This is a genomic window from Lancefieldella parvula, assembly GCF_963547875.1.
Classification (GTDB): Bacteria; Actinomycetota; Coriobacteriia; order Coriobacteriales; family Atopobiaceae; genus Lancefieldella; species Lancefieldella parvula_D.
In genome coordinates this window covers 1-16,002 of record NZ_CAUUSI010000020.1, presented here as the reverse complement: position 1 = coordinate 16,002, position 16,002 = coordinate 1, and the positions used below count along the sequence as shown (strand labels likewise).

Below are 16,002 nucleotides of genomic sequence, written 5' to 3'. Positions count from 1 at the left end.
TCCTTGGAGGCCTAGCTCTTTATTAAATTCGTCCAAGTTTTGGGACGCAGTTCAAATCAAGCGGGGGTTCTTATATTGCTTGTTGAATTATTTTCTGTGCAGATTAGCCAAGCTCTGACTTAACCTTTGCGACAATTGCAGGAGCAGACTTGATAACAGTTGCTGCAGGAAGCTTGATCTTTGGAAGATCAGCAAACCTCTCGACATCCTTAATAGGCATATCATTGGTAAGAACAACTGCTGTTGCGCCTGTAAGATCCTCAGCGGTAATAGCATTCTCGACACCAATGGAGCCCTGAGTCTCTACTTTGCACTCAATCTGCTCTGCTGCACAAGCGTTCTTCAGTGCCTCAGCAGCCATATATGTGTGAGCAACACCAGATGGACAAGCAGTTACAGCTAAGATCTTCATGAATGCTCCTTAGAATTCGATAGTAATATCAACGTCGTCTGCTGCTGCAGGTTTAGCAGACTCTTCGGTGATGTCCTTCTTGAACACTGCAACCAGTCCAAGATAAATTGCGATACCGATTGCAAGGGAAACCAGATAAGTACCAGCAGAAGTGACAGGAAGAACTACCAGACCGCCCCAGGCGGCATTGCAGTAGACACCAAGAGCACCAGCAATAGCGCCAGTAATAGCACTTGAAATAATGTTGATTGGCATCATGTGTGCTGGATCGGCGGTGGTGTAAGAAATTGCACCCTCGGTAATGCCGCACATACCCATAACAATGGAACCAATGCCAGCGTCGCGCTCAGCCTCGGTGAACTTCTTCTTGAAGACATAAGAAGCAATACCAGCTGCGATTGGAGGAAGGCAGATAGCGATTGCAATAGGGCCAAAGAACTGCGCATTGTGGCCAGCAAGAACCTCAGTACCAACAACAGCAACACCAGTGGAGTATGCAACCTTGTTGATTGGGCCGCCCAAGTCAAATGCAATCATAGCGCCACAAATTGCACCAACAACAACAGCGCTTGTACCGTTCATGCTAGAAAGCCAAACGGTAAGAGTGGTCAGAAGCCATGCGCAAGGAGCACCAATGACGCAAATAATAATTGTTCCGACAATTAGAGAAGTGCAGATTGGAACAATCATGATTGAAAGAAGGGACTGCATTGCCTTTGGCAGCTTGACCTTCTTAAGCGCCGCAGCAAGGTAGCCGCAGAGAAGGCCGGCAATAATGCCGCCAATGAAGCCAGAGCCAACGTTAACTGCTAGCTGACCACAGATAAGGCCAGGAGCAATGCCAGGACGATCAGCAATTGCAAATGCGATAAATGCAGAAAGAACTGGAACCATAAGGCCAAGTCCGACGCCACCAATCTGGCTAAGCACATCAACAACAATGTTTGATGCTTTGACTGCGCTCTCTGTTGCAATGGTGTTCATTGAAAGCATTGCAGCTACAGCGTAGAGAACGCCGCCTGTAACTACAACAGGAATCATGTACGAAACACCGCTCATCAGGTATTGCTGAATCTTTTTAGCCTGACTTGTTGAGTCTTTAGCTTCCATTAGGCTCTCCTTTACTAATGATTCTTTATTGCTTTAGCGTATATAACGCCTTGACTCCGTATTATTGTGTATTGATTTCACCGAAATAATATAGAAATAGAGTTGAAACGCGTCAATATATATTCAATATGTCAGTAAACTTTACCGTGAACGGCCTATAAATAACGATAGACGGTATTCATTATTATTGTTTTGTTCGGAAATCTAAAAATTCAATACGAAACAATTGAAAATAAGGAAGAAACAAAATACAATCAATGGTAATTTCGAACTTTAAGGGGGAGTTAATGTTATCTCAGCGCACGCAAGCTATTAAGGATTCCTTGTTTGCTCAGCCACGCCAGGTGACTATGGAACGCGCCCGTCTTTATATGGAGAGTTACAAAAAAACACAGGGCGAGTCTCCTGTTATTAGACGCGCAAAGGCATTTCAGTATCTGCTAGAGAACCACAAGATTGTTCTTGATGAGTACGACCTTCTTGTTGGCAATAGAACAGACACGCCTCGAGCGGGTGTAGTTTCTCCAGAGATGTCTCCTTATTGGATCCTGGATGAGTTGGATAAATTCCCATCCAGACAACAGGACCGCTTTGAAATCTCCGAGGAAGATAAGGCCTATTACAGAGAGGTGCTTTATCCTTTCTGGACAAATAAATCGCTGAATGACTGGTACAAGGCTCATCTTGCAGAGAACCTTGCTGAAGCACAGAAGACTCGCATTTTCTCAGTTGCTCAAACTGACAAGGGCCAAGGCCACATCATCTGCGATTTCCCTCTGGTGTTACAGAACGGCTTTGGTGCACTTCTTGCAGAGGCTGAGCAAAAGCTTGCGCAGGATAGCGAGAATGACTTCTATGCAGCGGCTGTTATCGTGCTCAAGGCAACTATTGCCTATGTACGACGCTATGAGGCAGAGGTTCTACAGGCAAAAGAAAGCGCTCCTTCTGAGACTCGTGCCCAGGAGCTTGAACGTCTTGCAGAGATTCTGTATCACATTGCTACTGAGCCAGCTCGCGATTTCTACGACGCTCTGCAGCTCACTTGGATTACCGAGCTCGTGCTTCAGCATGAAAGCAACGCAAGCTCCATTTCACTGGGACGCATGGATCAGTATCTTGTGCCATTCTATGAGGCAAGCCTTGCTGCAGGCGAAAACCCAGAGTTCTTACGTGAGCTTATTCAGTGCTTCTATCTCAAGACAAATACTATCGTCTTCCTGCGCTCCACCGATTCCGCACAGTTCTTCGCGGGATTCCCAAGTGGCTTTAACCTTGTAGTTGGCGGTGTTGACAGTGAGGGAAACGACTGTATCAACGAGCTGTCTTATCTATTGCTTGACGTGCAGAAAGACACCCGACTGCCACAGCCTAACCTTTCACTGAGAATGCATAAGGACACTCCGGAGTCTTTACTGGAGAAATCCGGAGAAATCATTCGTCTGGGCGACGGAATTCCTCAGGTCTTTAACGACGAAGTTAATATTGCATCTTTTATGTCTCGCGGCGTTTCCGAGGAAGACGCTCGTGACTACGCGGTTGTGGGCTGTGTTGAGCTCTCTATCCCAGGAAGAATGTATGGTCTGCACGATATTTCTATGTTCAATATGGTTCGCTGCCTTGAGATTACTCTTGAGCGCAACCCAGAGGGCTTTGCATCTTTTGACGACCTCAAGCGTGCTGTAAAAGAGACTATTGCAGAGTACGTTGGCCTAATGGTTGACGGCTGCAACGTTTGTGATCAGGCACACAAAGAGACTTCACCAACCCCGCTTCTTTCTGTCCTGGTTCACGACAGCCTTAAGACTGGCCACGACATCACCGACGGTGGCGCTCGCTATAATCCATCTGGCGTTCAGGGCGTTGGCACGGCAAATCTTGCAGACTCCCTACTTGTTATCAAGCGCGTCGTCTTTGGAGAGGACGAAAACGGTAACTCCATTGAGCCTGTTATGACCTATCAGCAGCTTATTGAGCTTCTGAAACGCAACTGGTCAGCGGAGGGTGACGAGAAGATCCGTCAGTCCTTCATCAATAATTATCCAAAGTACGGAAACGATAATGACGAGGTTGACCTTCTCGGCTCTGAGTTCTTGGAGTTCTACGGAAGAGAAGTCGAGAAGTACCAGAACGTTCGCGGTGGATTCTTCCAACCTGGCAGCTACACCGTTTCTGCTCATGTTCCATTAGGCGCAGCATGCGGTGCAACTCCAGACGGACGCATTGCAGGTGAGCAGCTTGCTGACGGAGGCCTTTCTCCAATGGTTGGTCGCGATAAAAACGGTCCTACTGCGAGCCTTCAGTCGGTTAGCAAGCTTAAAAACGAGCTGGACACCAACGGCAGCCTGCTCAACGTTAAGTTCTCTCCTTCCGTACTTCAGGGAGAGCTAGGCCTAAAGAAGCTTTCTGCATATCTTCGTAGTTTTTCTCGCCTTGGCCTGCAGCATATCCAGTTCAATGTTGTGGATCGCGCAACGCTTCTTGATGCACAGCAGCATCCTGAGAAGTATCAGAACCTGGTAGTTCGTGTCGCGGGATACAGTGCTATGTTTGTTGAGCTGTCTAAGGCAATCCAGGATGACATCATCAACCGGACGGAACATGTGCTATAAGAGCGACATAGTCACTAACATCCAGAGATATTCTCTCCATGATGGTGGAGGAATACGTACGGTTGCCTTTCTAAAAGGATGCCCTTTTAGATGTCCCTGGTGCTGTAACCCAGAGAATCTTTCCTTTGAGCAGGAGATTTCTTTTCACAAGAGTCTGTGCATTGGCTGTTCAGTTAGGAAAGATGGTCGTTTGGATGCAAATGGATGCCCTTGTGATACTCCTGTTTCTGAGTGCCCAACCGGCGCTAAAAGGTTTGAAGGCACTGAACACAGAGTAGATATCCTCGTTGATAAGCTATCAAGAGACAAGGTCTTCTTTGACGAGAGCGATGGGGGAATTACGCTTTCCGGCGGAGAATGTCTTGCAGGTAGTAAGCGTCAAGAATATGTTATGGACGTGTTGCAGGGATGTAAAGATAGAGGCATTAATACGGCACTTGAAACAACACTTGCTGTTCCGCTTGTTGATGCTGAAAGGCTGGCACGTGTTTGTGATGTGTTCCTGGTTGACTTCAAGCTTGCTGATAAAAAGCGCAGTATTGAGGTTACTGGCATTGATATAGACGTAAGGGACGAGAATATCCGTGCACTTGTGAGGATCGGAGCAACGGTAATTGCGCGCGTTCCACTTATCCCTGGATATACTGCGTCAATTGCAAACGCACAAAGTAATGCTGAGGTAATTTGTGCACATAGGATTAAGCAGGTTGATCTTTTGCCATTTCACAAGTTAGGTGAAGGAAAATATGAATCTTTAGGAATGAGATATGAGTGTGCAGATAGTGAATTAATTACGGAGAAAGAACTTTCCGATATCGAGAACGTGTATAAAAGCTTTGGTTTAAAAGTGGTTCGACACGGTGAGTAATCGTCGAAATATATAAAGGAGTTAAGCATGGAATTTATTTTGGACACAGCGGATCTTGAGGCAGTTAAACAGCTCGATGAACTTTTGACCATCGAGGGCGTTACAACTAACCCTTCGATTATTACCAAGAGTGGTAAGACACCAGAGCAGGTTATTAAGGAGTTTGTTGAGTACCTTCGCCCAGAGCAGAAGTTTTTTGTTCAGGTTGTTTCAACTGACTATGAGCAGATGCTTGAGGAAGCTCGTTACATCTGCAGCCTTCGTCCAAAGAACACCTATGTAAAGATTCCTGTCACTCATAACGGATACAAGGCAATTAAGCAGCTTAAGTCTGAGGGTCTTGGCGTTCTTGCAACCGCTATCTATTCTGCTGATGAGGCATTCCTTGCAGCAATGAATGGCGCAGATTACCTGGCTCCTTACGTTAACCGTATGTGTAATTACGGTGACGGCATTGGCCAGGTACTGGATCTGCTTCAGATGCTTGAGACTCAGGGATTTGAGAACACTAAGGTTATTGCAGCGTCTTTCAAGAATGTTGAGCAGGTTCATGCTCTTATTGCTGCCGGTATTCAATCGGTAACCGTTCCGCCAGAGGTTGTATTTACTATGATTGACCATCCAGGAACAAAGATCGCTGTTGATGAGTTTTCCGTTGCTTGGCGCGAAGCTTACGGTAGGAATACCCTGCTGGGATAAGGCTTTCTAACAAATATTTTAGTCTAAGGGAATAAGGCCTCGATGAGTAGTCATCGAGGCCTTATTGTTATCAGCTAAAAGGCAAGATAAATAGAAAATGATTAATAATTTGATATATAAGGAGCTTCCCATTTGCTTCAAAGTGGATGAATCAAATGATATTTGTTCGGTCTTGAAACAGCATATAACCTATTTATGAGGTGGAAATAAAATGAAAAGTCGAGTGGAAAATTTATTTAATATATTGTGCCGGGAAGCTGAACAGATTTCTGTTGAGAAATTTGCGGCGCAGCACAATGTAACCTCTCGAACTGTTTATAAAGACCTATCAACTTTAAACCAACTCCTGATTTCTCAAGGTTGCGCTTCAATTCAAAATGTTAGAGGCGTTTTGACGTATGAAGATCCAGTTGAAATTGAGTTTTCAGAATTGGTGAAAAAAGACGATATTTTTTATCTTGATCCAGAAATGAGAAGACGAGTTATTCTCAATCTTATCGTCTTAAGTGCAAAAGACATATCGATTTCAGAGCTTCAGCAAGCTATTGGGGTTTCAAAAAATACTATCCAAAGAGATTTGGATGAAATTAAAAAGGGCTTCATTGGAAGTTATATCTGTTTAGATGCCACTCCTTTTAAAGGCGTGTCAGTCACAGGCGATGAGCTCAAGATAAGAGGTCTTTTTGCTGATAATTTAACAAAAGATTGGCCATATCTGTATGCATTTATAAGCGAGCAGGATGGTGAACAAATCAATCAAATAAAAAGTTCAATAGATGAAATATCAAATTGTCTTCAAGTTGAATATTCGGAAAATGCTCAGCAAAAGTTAATTGCTTACATGCTTGTATCCATTGCTAGATTTAAGGGGAATAAGCTTCTAGGCTTTTCCTGCAACATTGATAAAGCAGATTTGCTGGGCAGTCCTGAATACGGTGCAGTAAATAAATGCGTAGATAATTTAAAAGAACTTTATGGTGAAGATATTACAGAGGATGAACTGTATTTTCTTTCAGCAAAATTTAGAGAATCAACTGTTGTTGGGATGAGTGATTACATCTCTGAAAACTGGATCAGGTTGAGAATTTTAGTTTCTGAATTCATCGATAGAATGGATCAGCTGGTTACGCCATCAAATTTTGCTAATGACGAAAAACTTTTTGAAAGCATACTCAATCACTTAAGGCCTGCATACTGGCGTGCTGTAAGTGGAGAGGCAGTATACAATCCGCTTTTGGAGTATGTGATAAATGAGTTTGAAGACTTATATAGAGCAACAACTGAATCAATTTCTATTTTGGAAAAAGGACTTTCAGTCTCCTTTTCTGATGACGAAATTGCATTTCTTACTATGTTCTTCATGGCTTCCCAGGAGAGAACAAAAAGACCCGTCGAATTAAGACCTAAGGTTATCGTGGTGTGCCACGCCGGTGTGGCTACATCTGAAATAGTGTCTTCAAGGCTAGAGTCAAAGTACGAGGTTTCAGTACTTGGAACTTTTGGATCGAATGAAGCACAGAAATGGCTGGAAAGTAACAGTGTTGATTTTGTTGTCAGCACGTTTCCTTTTACGTATAAGAACGTCAAGGTTGTTGAAGTTTCTCCTCAGTTTGATTTAAAAGATCAAAGAAAAATAGAAAATGTTCTCAGAGTGAGCGAAAGAACTATTTCCCCAGATGAAATTACGTCTATTGTTTCACAAACGGTTTCTCTCAGTAAATCTGATGAAGAGGTCTTAAAGCGAAAACTTGCAGAGTATTTAGGTTTTTTACCTAAACAAGATAAAGAAGAGAGGTATTTCCCAATGCTAGAAGAGGTCCTTACAGAAGACTTAGTTGAGACACATTATTGTGCCAAAGATAGTGATGATGCAGTTAGAGAGGCTGGAAGATTACTAGTTAAGAAAGGTGTTGCAAAGGAAGAGTACATTGAGGCAATGATAGAAAATGTCCGAATTAACGGCACTTATATTGTTATTGCCCCAGGCATCGCAATGCCTCATGCAAGACCAGAAGAAGGCGCTCTAGGTATTGGCTTTTCGCTTATTACCCTTGAGCAGCCAGTAAATTTTGGTCACCCAAAGAATGACCCTGTTCAGCTAGTGGTTGCTCTTTGCGCAATCGATCATCAAACCCACTTGAACGCGCTTGCAGATTTGGCAGAACTTTTAAGTGATGAAGAAAATGTCCAAAAGATATTAAAGGCAGACAAAGCTGCTGAAGTAATTGCAATTACAAGTAGGAGGTAGGCAATTATGATCAAGGTTGTAACAGTATGTGGTGCTGGTGTTGGAAGTAGCATGATGATGAGGCTCTTTACCCAGCAAATTTTAGATGCCGAAGGAATTGATGGAACTGTTGATGCGTCCGACATCGGCTCTGTAGATCCTTCTGCATATGATTTGATTATTACCACATCAGATTTTGCTGATGCACTGAGGGATAACTCTGTTCCAATAATTCGCATCGATAACATGATGGATAAGGCGTATCTAAAAGAGCAGCTAATGCAGCACATTAATCAGATGGAAGGATAGTGTCATGGAGATTTTTCTTTATATCGTCAATCATTATCTAAGCCAATCGGTATTTATCATTGGATTAGTCGTTGTAATCGGAATGATTGCAATGAAAAGGCAATGGAGCCAGCTTCTTCCATCTGCAATTAAGGCGATGATTGGCTTCACAATGGTCAATGTTGGAGGACAAACGCTTGGAATGGCGCTTTTGCCCTTGGCAACAATGATTGGAAAAGCTTTCGGAAACGGTTCTGTTCCTGCTACTGATATTGGTACTGCTAGTGCTGAATATATGACCGACCTAGGCACAGAGCTCTCTCTTATTTTTGCTTTCGGTTTTTTGATTAACTTGCTTTTGGCAAGATTTACAAAATTTAAGTTCGTTCATCTTTCAGCTCATGTTGCATTCTTCTTCGCAGGTCTGATTGCTGCCCTACTTAAGTACAATACACCTCTTGATTTTTGGGGAATTGTGGCAGTTGGATCAGTGCTTCTTGGTTGCTATATGACCTTCTCTTGCGCATATGTCAATCACTGCATTAAGGGAGTTAAGGGTGGAGAAGAGATTACCCTTGCTCACTCAAGCTCTACTGGTCTTCTGATTTCTACATATCTCGCAAAAGCTTTTGGTAACAAGGAGCACGATCTTGAAGAGATCAAAATTCCAAAGCAGTTTGCTTTCCTCCGTGAGATGACTATTGCCTTAACGTTGGTAATGACTTTGTTGTTCCTTTGCGTAAGTATTGTCGCAGATCCTACATGGGTTATGGAAAATATTTCTGGAGGACAGGACGTCTTGGTCTATTCAATCCTTCAGGGTATTAGCTTTGGCATGTGGATTACCGTTATTATTACTGGCGTTCGAATGATGCTTGCAGAGATTATTCCAGCATTCCACGGTATTGCAGATAAGATTATCCCTGGAGCAAAACCTGGCCTGGATGTTCCGCTGCTGTTCCCAGGCTATCCAACCTGCGTAATTGTTGGTTTCCTTTGCAGCTTGTTATCTGGACTAGTAGGTATGGTAATTCTTGCTGCAGTTGGATATCCAATTATTGTTTTCCCAGCGCTTATTCCAACGTTCTTCACTGGTGCAGCAACTGCAATTTTTGGTAATGCTCATGGTGGCGCTAGAGGCGCGGTAATTGGCTCTCTTGCCAATGGTTTTATCCTAATTTTTGGCCAGGCCTTGCTTCTGCCATTTGTTGGTTCTTATGAGCCAATTATGCGCATTCTCTCTGAGACCGACTATTGTGTATATGGTCCGCTTCTTGGCTTTATTCTCCATGCCCTTCCATTCTAAGGATCTCTAATGCAAAAGTATTCCAGCAGTAATAAGCACAATGAACTGGCAAGAAAACTGGCGCTGTATTTACCGCTGGGGTACCCAAATTGGGAAATGTTTTACCGTGTCCTTCAAGAAATTGAAGGACACGGTATCGGATGTCTTGAGATTGGATTGCCAGTAAGTAATCCTTTTATGGATGGTGAGACAATCAAGAAGACACATGAGCAAACATTACCAATGTTGAATACTGATATTGTTAAAGAAGAGCTATCTAAAGTCAGGAAGATTTTTTCCTCACGCATTGTTCTTATGACTTATGCAGAAGGTTTGGAAAATTTTAAAGTTAAAGAATTGCCATATTGGATTTATGACGCAGTTCTTTGTGTTGATGGCGTTCAAACTCGTAATGATTACTCAGGAATTGTAAGAATATTCTCTGAAGCTATGTCGGACTTAGAGATGGAACAAGCCATCAATGAATCTACTCATTTTGCATATGTGGTCTCTGCCGCGGGCAAAACAGGGGGAGACTTATCAAGTCAGCATGCGTATATTGAAACGATCAAAAGGCTAAGAAAGCTTTCCGATTTACCCGCTTTTGTAGGATTTGGCATCAAAGACAATAAGGGTATAAAAGAGGTACTTTCAAATGGCGCTGATGGGGCAGTTATTGGTTCTGAATTCATTAGGCAAATTAATGACGGAGAAATGGAGAAAGTTAAAGATTATTTAAACGAAATCAGTTTGACTTGTATTTTAAAGTGATTTCAATCTAAAAACCGTTCAAAAAGTATTAAAGTTAAATAGAGAGTAGCTGATATCTAATTGAATAATTTAATTGGAGTTGAAGTGAAATTCTATAGCAGTCATCTCGGTGTGGGCTTTTTGAAAATTAAAAAAAGAAGAAAATTTTCATTAGCGTTGATTTGCACACTTATATTTACAATAATATATTATCCCTATCAGTACGGGAGAATGTTAGCATATGGAATCGTTAGTTCTTCTTTCTTTCCAGACTGGAGAGGTCAACTTCCTCTAGTAATGATCTATGGAACCGGTTCTGTCATATTATTATTAATTAGCATTACTCTTATAAAATACATCGCTAGTTCAAAACCATTCAGAGTTTGTTCACTCTGTATCTTTTTCCTAATTTTAGAATTAGTATTTAAAATAATAATTGTATATTTAAGTATATTTCTACTCACAATCGGAATTTTTATATTTTTATATAATAAATTATATAGTAAAAAAAGAGTTTTAAAAAATAAAAAAGTAATTTATTTATTTGAAGACTTAGGGATAATGGCTTTATTGTTTTTGATAATTAATTTTGCTATTTTTCTTTGCCCTAATATCATTAAAGTTATTTTTAGTAATGAAGTAATCATGGCTCCTATGCGCCTTTTTGTCCCAGTATTATTTCTTGTTTTATATATAGCATTTCCAATTTATTATTTAGTTGATAAAAATACATATAAGAATATTTTAAATAATGTTTTTAACATAAAATTAAATAATATATTGGATATTATAGAGGATTTAATTACTAAAAGTGAGATTGTTCTTTTGCTGTTTCTCGCGTTAATGACTGGTACCTTGTCAACTCTAATTGGCTGTAGTAATCCAAATGTATCTAATAAATATTTAGTGAATTTTGAATCATATATTGACGGAGACAATACTGTAGAGGTTGTTGTATATGAAAGTGATGAATACTATTGTCTAGAAACTGCAGAGATATCGCCAGAAAAAGAGAATCTTTTTAATCTTATCATTTATAAAGATGATTACAGATGGGTAAGAAAAGACACAATAAAAACTCGCTTAATTTATGTTTTTAGTTCACAAATACAAGATTCGAGGGAATAAAAAAATCTACTACAAACTGACTTAGATTATGTATATAAGTCAGACATAGGGGTATAAGCAAAACTGTAAAGCAGAAACACGGTATGTGTTCACGGTTAGCTTGTGCCCCTTTTCAGGTCATCTACCTGTGGGGTTTCTCGCCAAACGGAACACGTACATAGGAAAGGATGATTCACAATGGGTAAGATTCTTGGAATTGACCTGGGTACTACAAACTCAGCTATGGCTGTCCTTGAGGGTGGAGAGCCAACTATTATCGTTAACGCAGAGGGAGACCGCACAACTCCTTCCGTCGTCGGCTTCCGTGCTGACGGTGATCGCATTGTTGGTAAGGCAGCAAAGAACCAGGCTGTCACCAACCCTGTAAACACTGTCTTCTCCATCAAGCGTTTCATGGGCCGCAAGTTTGACGAGGTCCAGTCTGAGATTAAGACTGTCCCTTACAAGGTTAAGGCTGGCACCGACGGTCGTGCAGTCGTCGAGATTGAGGGCGTTGACTACACTCCAGAGCAGATCAGCGCTATGACCCTTGCAAAGATGAAGGCAGATGCCGAGAAGTACCTCGGAGAGCCTGTAACCGACGCTGTCATCACTGTCCCAGCATACTTCAACGACGCACAGCGTCAGGCAACCAAGGACGCAGGTAAGATTGCTGGCCTCAACGTTCAGCGTATCGTCAACGAGCCAACCGCAGCAGCACTTGCTTACGGTCTGGACAAGAAGGACCAAGACCACAAGGTTCTTGTCTTCGACCTCGGTGGCGGCACCTTCGACGTCTCCCTGCTTGATCTTGCAGACGGCGTTGTTGAGGTTCTTGCAACCAACGGCGACAACCACCTGGGCGGCGACGACTGGGATCAGCGTGTTATCGACTGGCTTGCAGACAAGTTCAACTCCGATAACGGTATTGACCTCCGCAAGGATCCAATGGCACTTCAGCGCCTCAAGGAGGCTGCAGAGAACGCTAAGAAGGAGCTCTCCAGCGCTCAGCAGGCACAGATCAACCTGCCATTCATCACTGCAGACGCATCTGGTCCTAAGCACCTTGACTACACCTTGACTCGTGCAGAGTTTGAGCGCATCACTCGCGATCTTCTCGACCGCTGCAAGGCTCCTGTAACAAAGGCACTCCAGGACGCAGGCCTTCAGCTCTCCGACGTCAGCGAGGTCATTCTGGTCGGCGGCTCCACTCGTATGCCAGCTGTTCAGGACCTGGTCAAGAGCATGACCGGCAAGCAGCCTAACATGTCCGTCAATCCAGACGAGGTTGTTGCAGACGGTGCAGCTGTTCAGGGCGGCGTTCTTACCGGCGACGTCTCCGGCATCCTGCTGCTGGACGTAACCCCACTGTCCCTGGGTGTTGAGACCCTTGGCGGTGTTGTTGACAAGGTCATCGACCGCAACACCACCATCCCAACTTCCAGCACAAAGGTTTACTCCACTGCAGCTGATAACCAGACTTCCGTTGAGATTCACGTCCTCCAGGGCGAGCGCGAGATGGCTTCTGACAACAAGAGCCTTGGTAAGTTCAACCTTACCGGTATTCCTGCTGCTCAGCGTGGTATCCCTCAGATTGAGGTTACCTTTGACATCGACGCAAACGGCATCCTGAAGGTCACCGCTAAGGACAAGGCAACTGACAAGTCCCAGGAGATTACCATTTCTGGCTCCACCGCTCTGTCCGACGACGAAGTTGACCGCATGGTTAAGGACGCAGAGTCCCACGCCGAGGAAGACAAGAAGCGTAAGGACGAGATTGAGGTCCGCAACCAGGTAGACTCCCTGGCATACAGCACCGAGCAGACCGTCAAAGACCTTGGCGATAAGGTCCCTGAGGATCAGAAGAAGGCTGTTGAAGAGGCAGTTGCTGAGGCAAAGACTGCGCTTGATGGCTCCGACATTGAGGCAATCAAGAAGGCTGGCGAGAAGCTCACCGAGGTTGGTCAGAAGCTCGCAGAGATTGTCTACGCAGACGCTCAGGCTCAGACCGCTGGTAACAACGGCGCAGCAAGCAACCCTTCTGAGCCAGATGTTGTTGATGCAGACTACGAGGTTGTCGACGACGATAAGAACCAGAACTAATCTGAGTTTCTCGGCACATGCGCTTGGGTAACTTGGTGCAGCAGCTGGTAGACAATGTGATATGACTCGGAGGCGGCTGGCGGAAACGTTTGGCCGCCTTCTACACATAGGGAGGTGATGGCAGTGACAACAGCAGATCAGAACAAGGTTGGCACTTCCTTTGATAACGAGAATAACGGTGATGAAACCGTAGGTGCCGTCGGTGTTGTGGGTGATGGTTCCGCAAGTCAGACGCTTGATGGCAACGAGTCCGCTGCCAACGGAGCAGATGGTGCAGCTGGCGTGGCTGGCGCAGGCCGTCCGATGACCGAAGAAGAGATGGTTGCTGAGGCAATTCGTCGCGGAGAAGAGACGGCTGAGGCAGAGATTGCTGCTGACGCTCAGCGTGCAGCTCAGGAACGTGACCGTTTGCAGAACGAGCTGGACTCGGTCTCTGATCAGATTGAGGCAGCTAAGCAGCAGGCAGCTGAGGCAAATGATCGCTTCTTGCGCCTGCAGGCTGACTGGGATAACTACCGTCGTCGTACCGCTCAGGAGCGTCTTGATGAGCGCCAGCGCGCAACAGAGAGGCTGGTAGTTGACCTTCTCCCTGTTATTGATGACTTGGAGCGCGCTATTGAGCACGCGGACAACTTGACCGACCCTGCAGCTCAGCAGTTTGTTGAGGGCGTCTCCGCAGTGTGTAATAAGCTCGTAAACGTCTTGAACAAAGAGGGTGTTGAGGTAGTCAATCCTGTGGGCGAAGCCTTTGATCCTCTATCTCACCAGGCAGTGAGCCAGATTGAGGATACCCAGGCGTATGATGAGACCGTCGCCCAGGTGTACCAAAAGGGCTATCGTATGGGCGGCAAGGATATTCGCACTGCAATGGTTGTTGTTACCCACGGCGGCCCAAAGCGCCCAGCTGAGCCAGAAGCTGCTGACGGCGCAGAGGCAGACGGCACAGACGGTGCTGCCGCAAATGGCGCAACCGAGTAAGGCAGAGTAGTTTAGAGAGGAGGCCGTGCTGAATGGCAGGTAGTAAGACTTTTTATGACGTTCTTGGCGTGAAGCGCGACGCCTCGAAGTCTGATATTCAAAAAGCGTTTAGAAAACTTGCAGCTAAATACCACCCTGATAGGGGTGGCGATGAGGCCAAGTTCAAGGAGATCTCGGAAGCGTACAACACGCTCTCTGACGATAAGAAGCGCCAGGAGTATGACCAAATGCTCGCATTTGGCGGCATTCCTGGAGGCGGATTTGGTGGTCGTCAGGGTGGGTTCACCTATACCACCAACGTAAACGGCGCCAACTTTGCCGATTTCTTTAGCGGCTTTGGTGGCGGCGCAGGCGCGGGAGCTGGCGGCTTTGACTTTGCCGATATCTTTGGCGGGCGAGCAAACCGTCCCGTTGCAGGTAGTGACCTTACTATGTCCGTAAACGTATCGTTTGACGAGGCATTTAAGGGAACTTCTCGCAAGGCAACGTATCGCGTGCCTTCAACTGGTGAGGAGCAGTCGCTGACCATCAAAGTGCCAGCTGGTGCTTACGATGGCATGAAGCTGCGCTACAAGAAGCATGGCGAGTACGGCGTTAATGGCGGTCCACGAGGCAACCTTGTGGTTACCATCAACGTTGCAGCTCATCCGGTCTTCTCGCGAGATGGCGCTGACGTGCGCATGAAGCTGCCAGTAAGCATCTACGAGGCAGCTTTGGGCACTTCGGTCGACGTGCCAACACCTGACGGAACTACGGTGCGACTCAAGGTTCCCGCAGGTACACAGAGCGGAAAAACGTTCAGGTTCAAGAACTTGGGCGCTCCTCGCGTAAAAGATCCTGCGACTCGCGGAGCGCTGTATGTTTCGGTGGACGTCAAGGTTCCAACAAAACTTTCCAAGAAGGAGCGAGACGCTCTTCAGGCGTTGCTTGATGCCGACGAGCGCAGCTACCGAGAGGAGCGGTAATGGCTCGAAAGAAGGATGACGGTCGTAACAAGCCGCTCTACATGATTAGCGTTGCGGCCGAGCTCACGGGCATGCATCCGCAGACGCTTCGCGTGTACGAGCAGAAGGGCCTGATCAACCCCGGCCGTTCCAGGGGCAACACGCGCCTGTATTCTCGCGCGGACATTGACCGCCTCAATCTTGTCTCAAAGCTGACGGACGAGGGCATCAACCTTGCTGGTGTTGTGCGCATTCTTGACATGCGCGAACGAGCTCTCGAGAAGGACGATCTTATCGATGAGCTGCGTGAACGCATTCGCGTGCTTGAGGATGAGCTCCACGAGTACCACATGCGCGAGCGCATCACCTCACTTGTTCGTTATAGTGAGACCAGTCCAGAGATGGTGATGCAGCGTCTGCTTGGTATGCCAAGTTCCGCTCCTTCTGACGCCGGCACTGAGGACAGTTCGACGCAGCCAAAGGAATCGTAAGACAACGAGGCAAGTGCTACTAGTAAATGACCAGCTCTTCATGCGCGTATGTGGGGAGCTGGTTTTTGTTTGGTTGCCGAATACCGAATACCGAATACCGAATACCGAATACCGAATACCGAATACCGAAT

The 16,002-nt window shown here is 45.3% G+C and carries 14 protein-coding genes; 12 read left to right on the top strand and 2 right to left on the bottom strand.

Annotation, left to right across the window (positions count from 1 at the left end):
• Nucleotides 1-103 precede the first annotated feature (103 nt).
• On the bottom strand, nucleotides 104-412 hold the full coding sequence (locus RWJ96_RS06265) for a fructose PTS transporter subunit IIB (RefSeq protein ID WP_314019518.1): 309 nt from the start codon (nucleotides 410-412) through the stop codon (nucleotides 104-106).
• Nucleotides 413-421: 9 nt separating this feature from the next.
• Entirely contained in the window at nucleotides 422-1,522 is a 1,101-nt protein-coding gene (locus tag RWJ96_RS06260) for a PTS fructose transporter subunit IIC (protein WP_314019517.1), read from the bottom strand.
• Nucleotides 1,523-1,809: 287 nt separating this feature from the next.
• Between RWJ96_RS06260 and RWJ96_RS06255 the strand changes: the two genes are divergently transcribed.
• The 12 genes from RWJ96_RS06255 (at nucleotide 1,810) to RWJ96_RS06200 (ending at nucleotide 15,871) form a co-directional block, all read left to right on the top strand.
• Nucleotides 1,810-4,131, top strand: coding sequence for a formate C-acetyltransferase/glycerol dehydratase family glycyl radical enzyme (locus RWJ96_RS06255; protein WP_314019516.1), 2,322 nt, complete (start codon nucleotides 1,810-1,812; stop codon nucleotides 4,129-4,131).
• A complete protein-coding gene (locus tag RWJ96_RS06250; RefSeq protein ID WP_314019515.1) occupies nucleotides 4,097-4,999 on the top strand; it encodes a glycyl-radical enzyme activating protein in 903 nt (300 codons plus the stop codon). The genes RWJ96_RS06255 and RWJ96_RS06250 overlap by 35 nt, the downstream gene beginning before the upstream one ends.
• Nucleotides 5,000-5,026: 27 nt before the next feature.
• The gene (locus RWJ96_RS06245) at nucleotides 5,027-5,698 is read left to right on the top strand and encodes a transaldolase family protein (RefSeq protein ID WP_314019514.1); all 672 of its coding nucleotides are present in this window, start codon (nucleotides 5,027-5,029) and stop codon (nucleotides 5,696-5,698) included.
• A gap of 211 nt (nucleotides 5,699-5,909) precedes the next feature.
• A complete protein-coding gene (locus RWJ96_RS06240; RefSeq protein WP_314019513.1) occupies nucleotides 5,910-7,946 on the top strand; it encodes a BglG family transcription antiterminator in 2,037 nt (678 codons plus the stop codon).
• 6 nt (nucleotides 7,947-7,952) lie between these two features.
• Entirely contained in the window at nucleotides 7,953-8,234 is a 282-nt protein-coding gene (locus tag RWJ96_RS06235) for a PTS sugar transporter subunit IIB (RefSeq protein WP_314008124.1), read from the top strand.
• Nucleotides 8,235-8,238: 4 nt separating this feature from the next.
• Complete coding sequence (locus tag RWJ96_RS06230; RefSeq protein ID WP_314019512.1) at nucleotides 8,239-9,519, top strand: PTS ascorbate transporter subunit IIC; 1,281 nt, start codon at nucleotides 8,239-8,241, stop codon at nucleotides 9,517-9,519.
• A 9-nt stretch (nucleotides 9,520-9,528) separates the two neighbouring features.
• Entirely contained in the window at nucleotides 9,529-10,269 is a 741-nt protein-coding gene (locus RWJ96_RS06225; RefSeq protein WP_314019511.1) for a tryptophan synthase subunit alpha, read from the top strand.
• 84 nt (nucleotides 10,270-10,353) lie between these two features.
• Entirely contained in the window at nucleotides 10,354-11,376 is a 1,023-nt protein-coding gene (locus RWJ96_RS06220; RefSeq protein ID WP_314019510.1) for a hypothetical protein, read from the top strand.
• Between the two features lie 177 nt (nucleotides 11,377-11,553).
• Entirely contained in the window at nucleotides 11,554-13,458 is a 1,905-nt protein-coding gene (dnaK, locus tag RWJ96_RS06215; protein ID WP_314019509.1) for a molecular chaperone DnaK, read from the top strand.
• 117 nt (nucleotides 13,459-13,575) lie between these two features.
• Complete coding sequence (gene grpE / locus RWJ96_RS06210) at nucleotides 13,576-14,436, top strand: nucleotide exchange factor GrpE (protein ID WP_314019508.1); 861 nt, start codon at nucleotides 13,576-13,578, stop codon at nucleotides 14,434-14,436.
• A 32-nt stretch (nucleotides 14,437-14,468) separates the two neighbouring features.
• The gene (locus RWJ96_RS06205) at nucleotides 14,469-15,401 is read left to right on the top strand and encodes a DnaJ C-terminal domain-containing protein (RefSeq protein WP_314019507.1); all 933 of its coding nucleotides are present in this window, start codon (nucleotides 14,469-14,471) and stop codon (nucleotides 15,399-15,401) included.
• Entirely contained in the window at nucleotides 15,401-15,871 is a 471-nt protein-coding gene (locus RWJ96_RS06200; RefSeq protein ID WP_314019506.1) for a heat shock protein transcriptional repressor HspR, read from the top strand. The genes RWJ96_RS06205 and RWJ96_RS06200 overlap by 1 nt, the downstream gene beginning before the upstream one ends.
• Nucleotides 15,872-16,002 lie beyond the last annotated feature (131 nt).

What these genes read in the sequence shown, in the direction of transcription:
- RWJ96_RS06205 (WP_314019507.1), top strand. Translation starts at nt 14,469, where the DNA reads ATGGCAGGTAGTAAGACTTTTTATGACGTTCTTGGCGTGAAGCGCGAC.
- RWJ96_RS06255 (WP_314019516.1), top strand. Translation starts at nt 1,810, where the DNA reads ATGTTATCTCAGCGCACGCAAGCTATTAAGGATTCCTTGTTTGCTCAG.
- dnaK (WP_314019509.1), top strand. Translation starts at nt 11,554, where the DNA reads ATGGGTAAGATTCTTGGAATTGACCTGGGTACTACAAACTCAGCTATG.
- RWJ96_RS06265 (WP_314019518.1), bottom strand. Translation starts at nt 412, where the DNA reads ATGAAGATCTTAGCTGTAACTGCTTGTCCATCTGGTGTTGCTCACACA.
- RWJ96_RS06260 (WP_314019517.1), bottom strand. Translation starts at nt 1,522, where the DNA reads ATGGAAGCTAAAGACTCAACAAGTCAGGCTAAAAAGATTCAGCAATAC.
- RWJ96_RS06250 (WP_314019515.1), top strand. Translation starts at nt 4,097, where the DNA reads ATGACATCATCAACCGGACGGAACATGTGCTATAAGAGCGACATAGTC.
- RWJ96_RS06200 (WP_314019506.1), top strand. Translation starts at nt 15,401, where the DNA reads ATGGCTCGAAAGAAGGATGACGGTCGTAACAAGCCGCTCTACATGATT.
- RWJ96_RS06230 (WP_314019512.1), top strand. Translation starts at nt 8,239, where the DNA reads ATGGAGATTTTTCTTTATATCGTCAATCATTATCTAAGCCAATCGGTA.
- grpE (WP_314019508.1), top strand. Translation starts at nt 13,576, where the DNA reads ATGGCAGTGACAACAGCAGATCAGAACAAGGTTGGCACTTCCTTTGAT.
- RWJ96_RS06235 (WP_314008124.1), top strand. Translation starts at nt 7,953, where the DNA reads ATGATCAAGGTTGTAACAGTATGTGGTGCTGGTGTTGGAAGTAGCATG.
- RWJ96_RS06240 (WP_314019513.1), top strand. Translation starts at nt 5,910, where the DNA reads ATGAAAAGTCGAGTGGAAAATTTATTTAATATATTGTGCCGGGAAGCT.
- RWJ96_RS06245 (WP_314019514.1), top strand. Translation starts at nt 5,027, where the DNA reads ATGGAATTTATTTTGGACACAGCGGATCTTGAGGCAGTTAAACAGCTC.
- RWJ96_RS06225 (WP_314019511.1), top strand. Translation starts at nt 9,529, where the DNA reads ATGCAAAAGTATTCCAGCAGTAATAAGCACAATGAACTGGCAAGAAAA.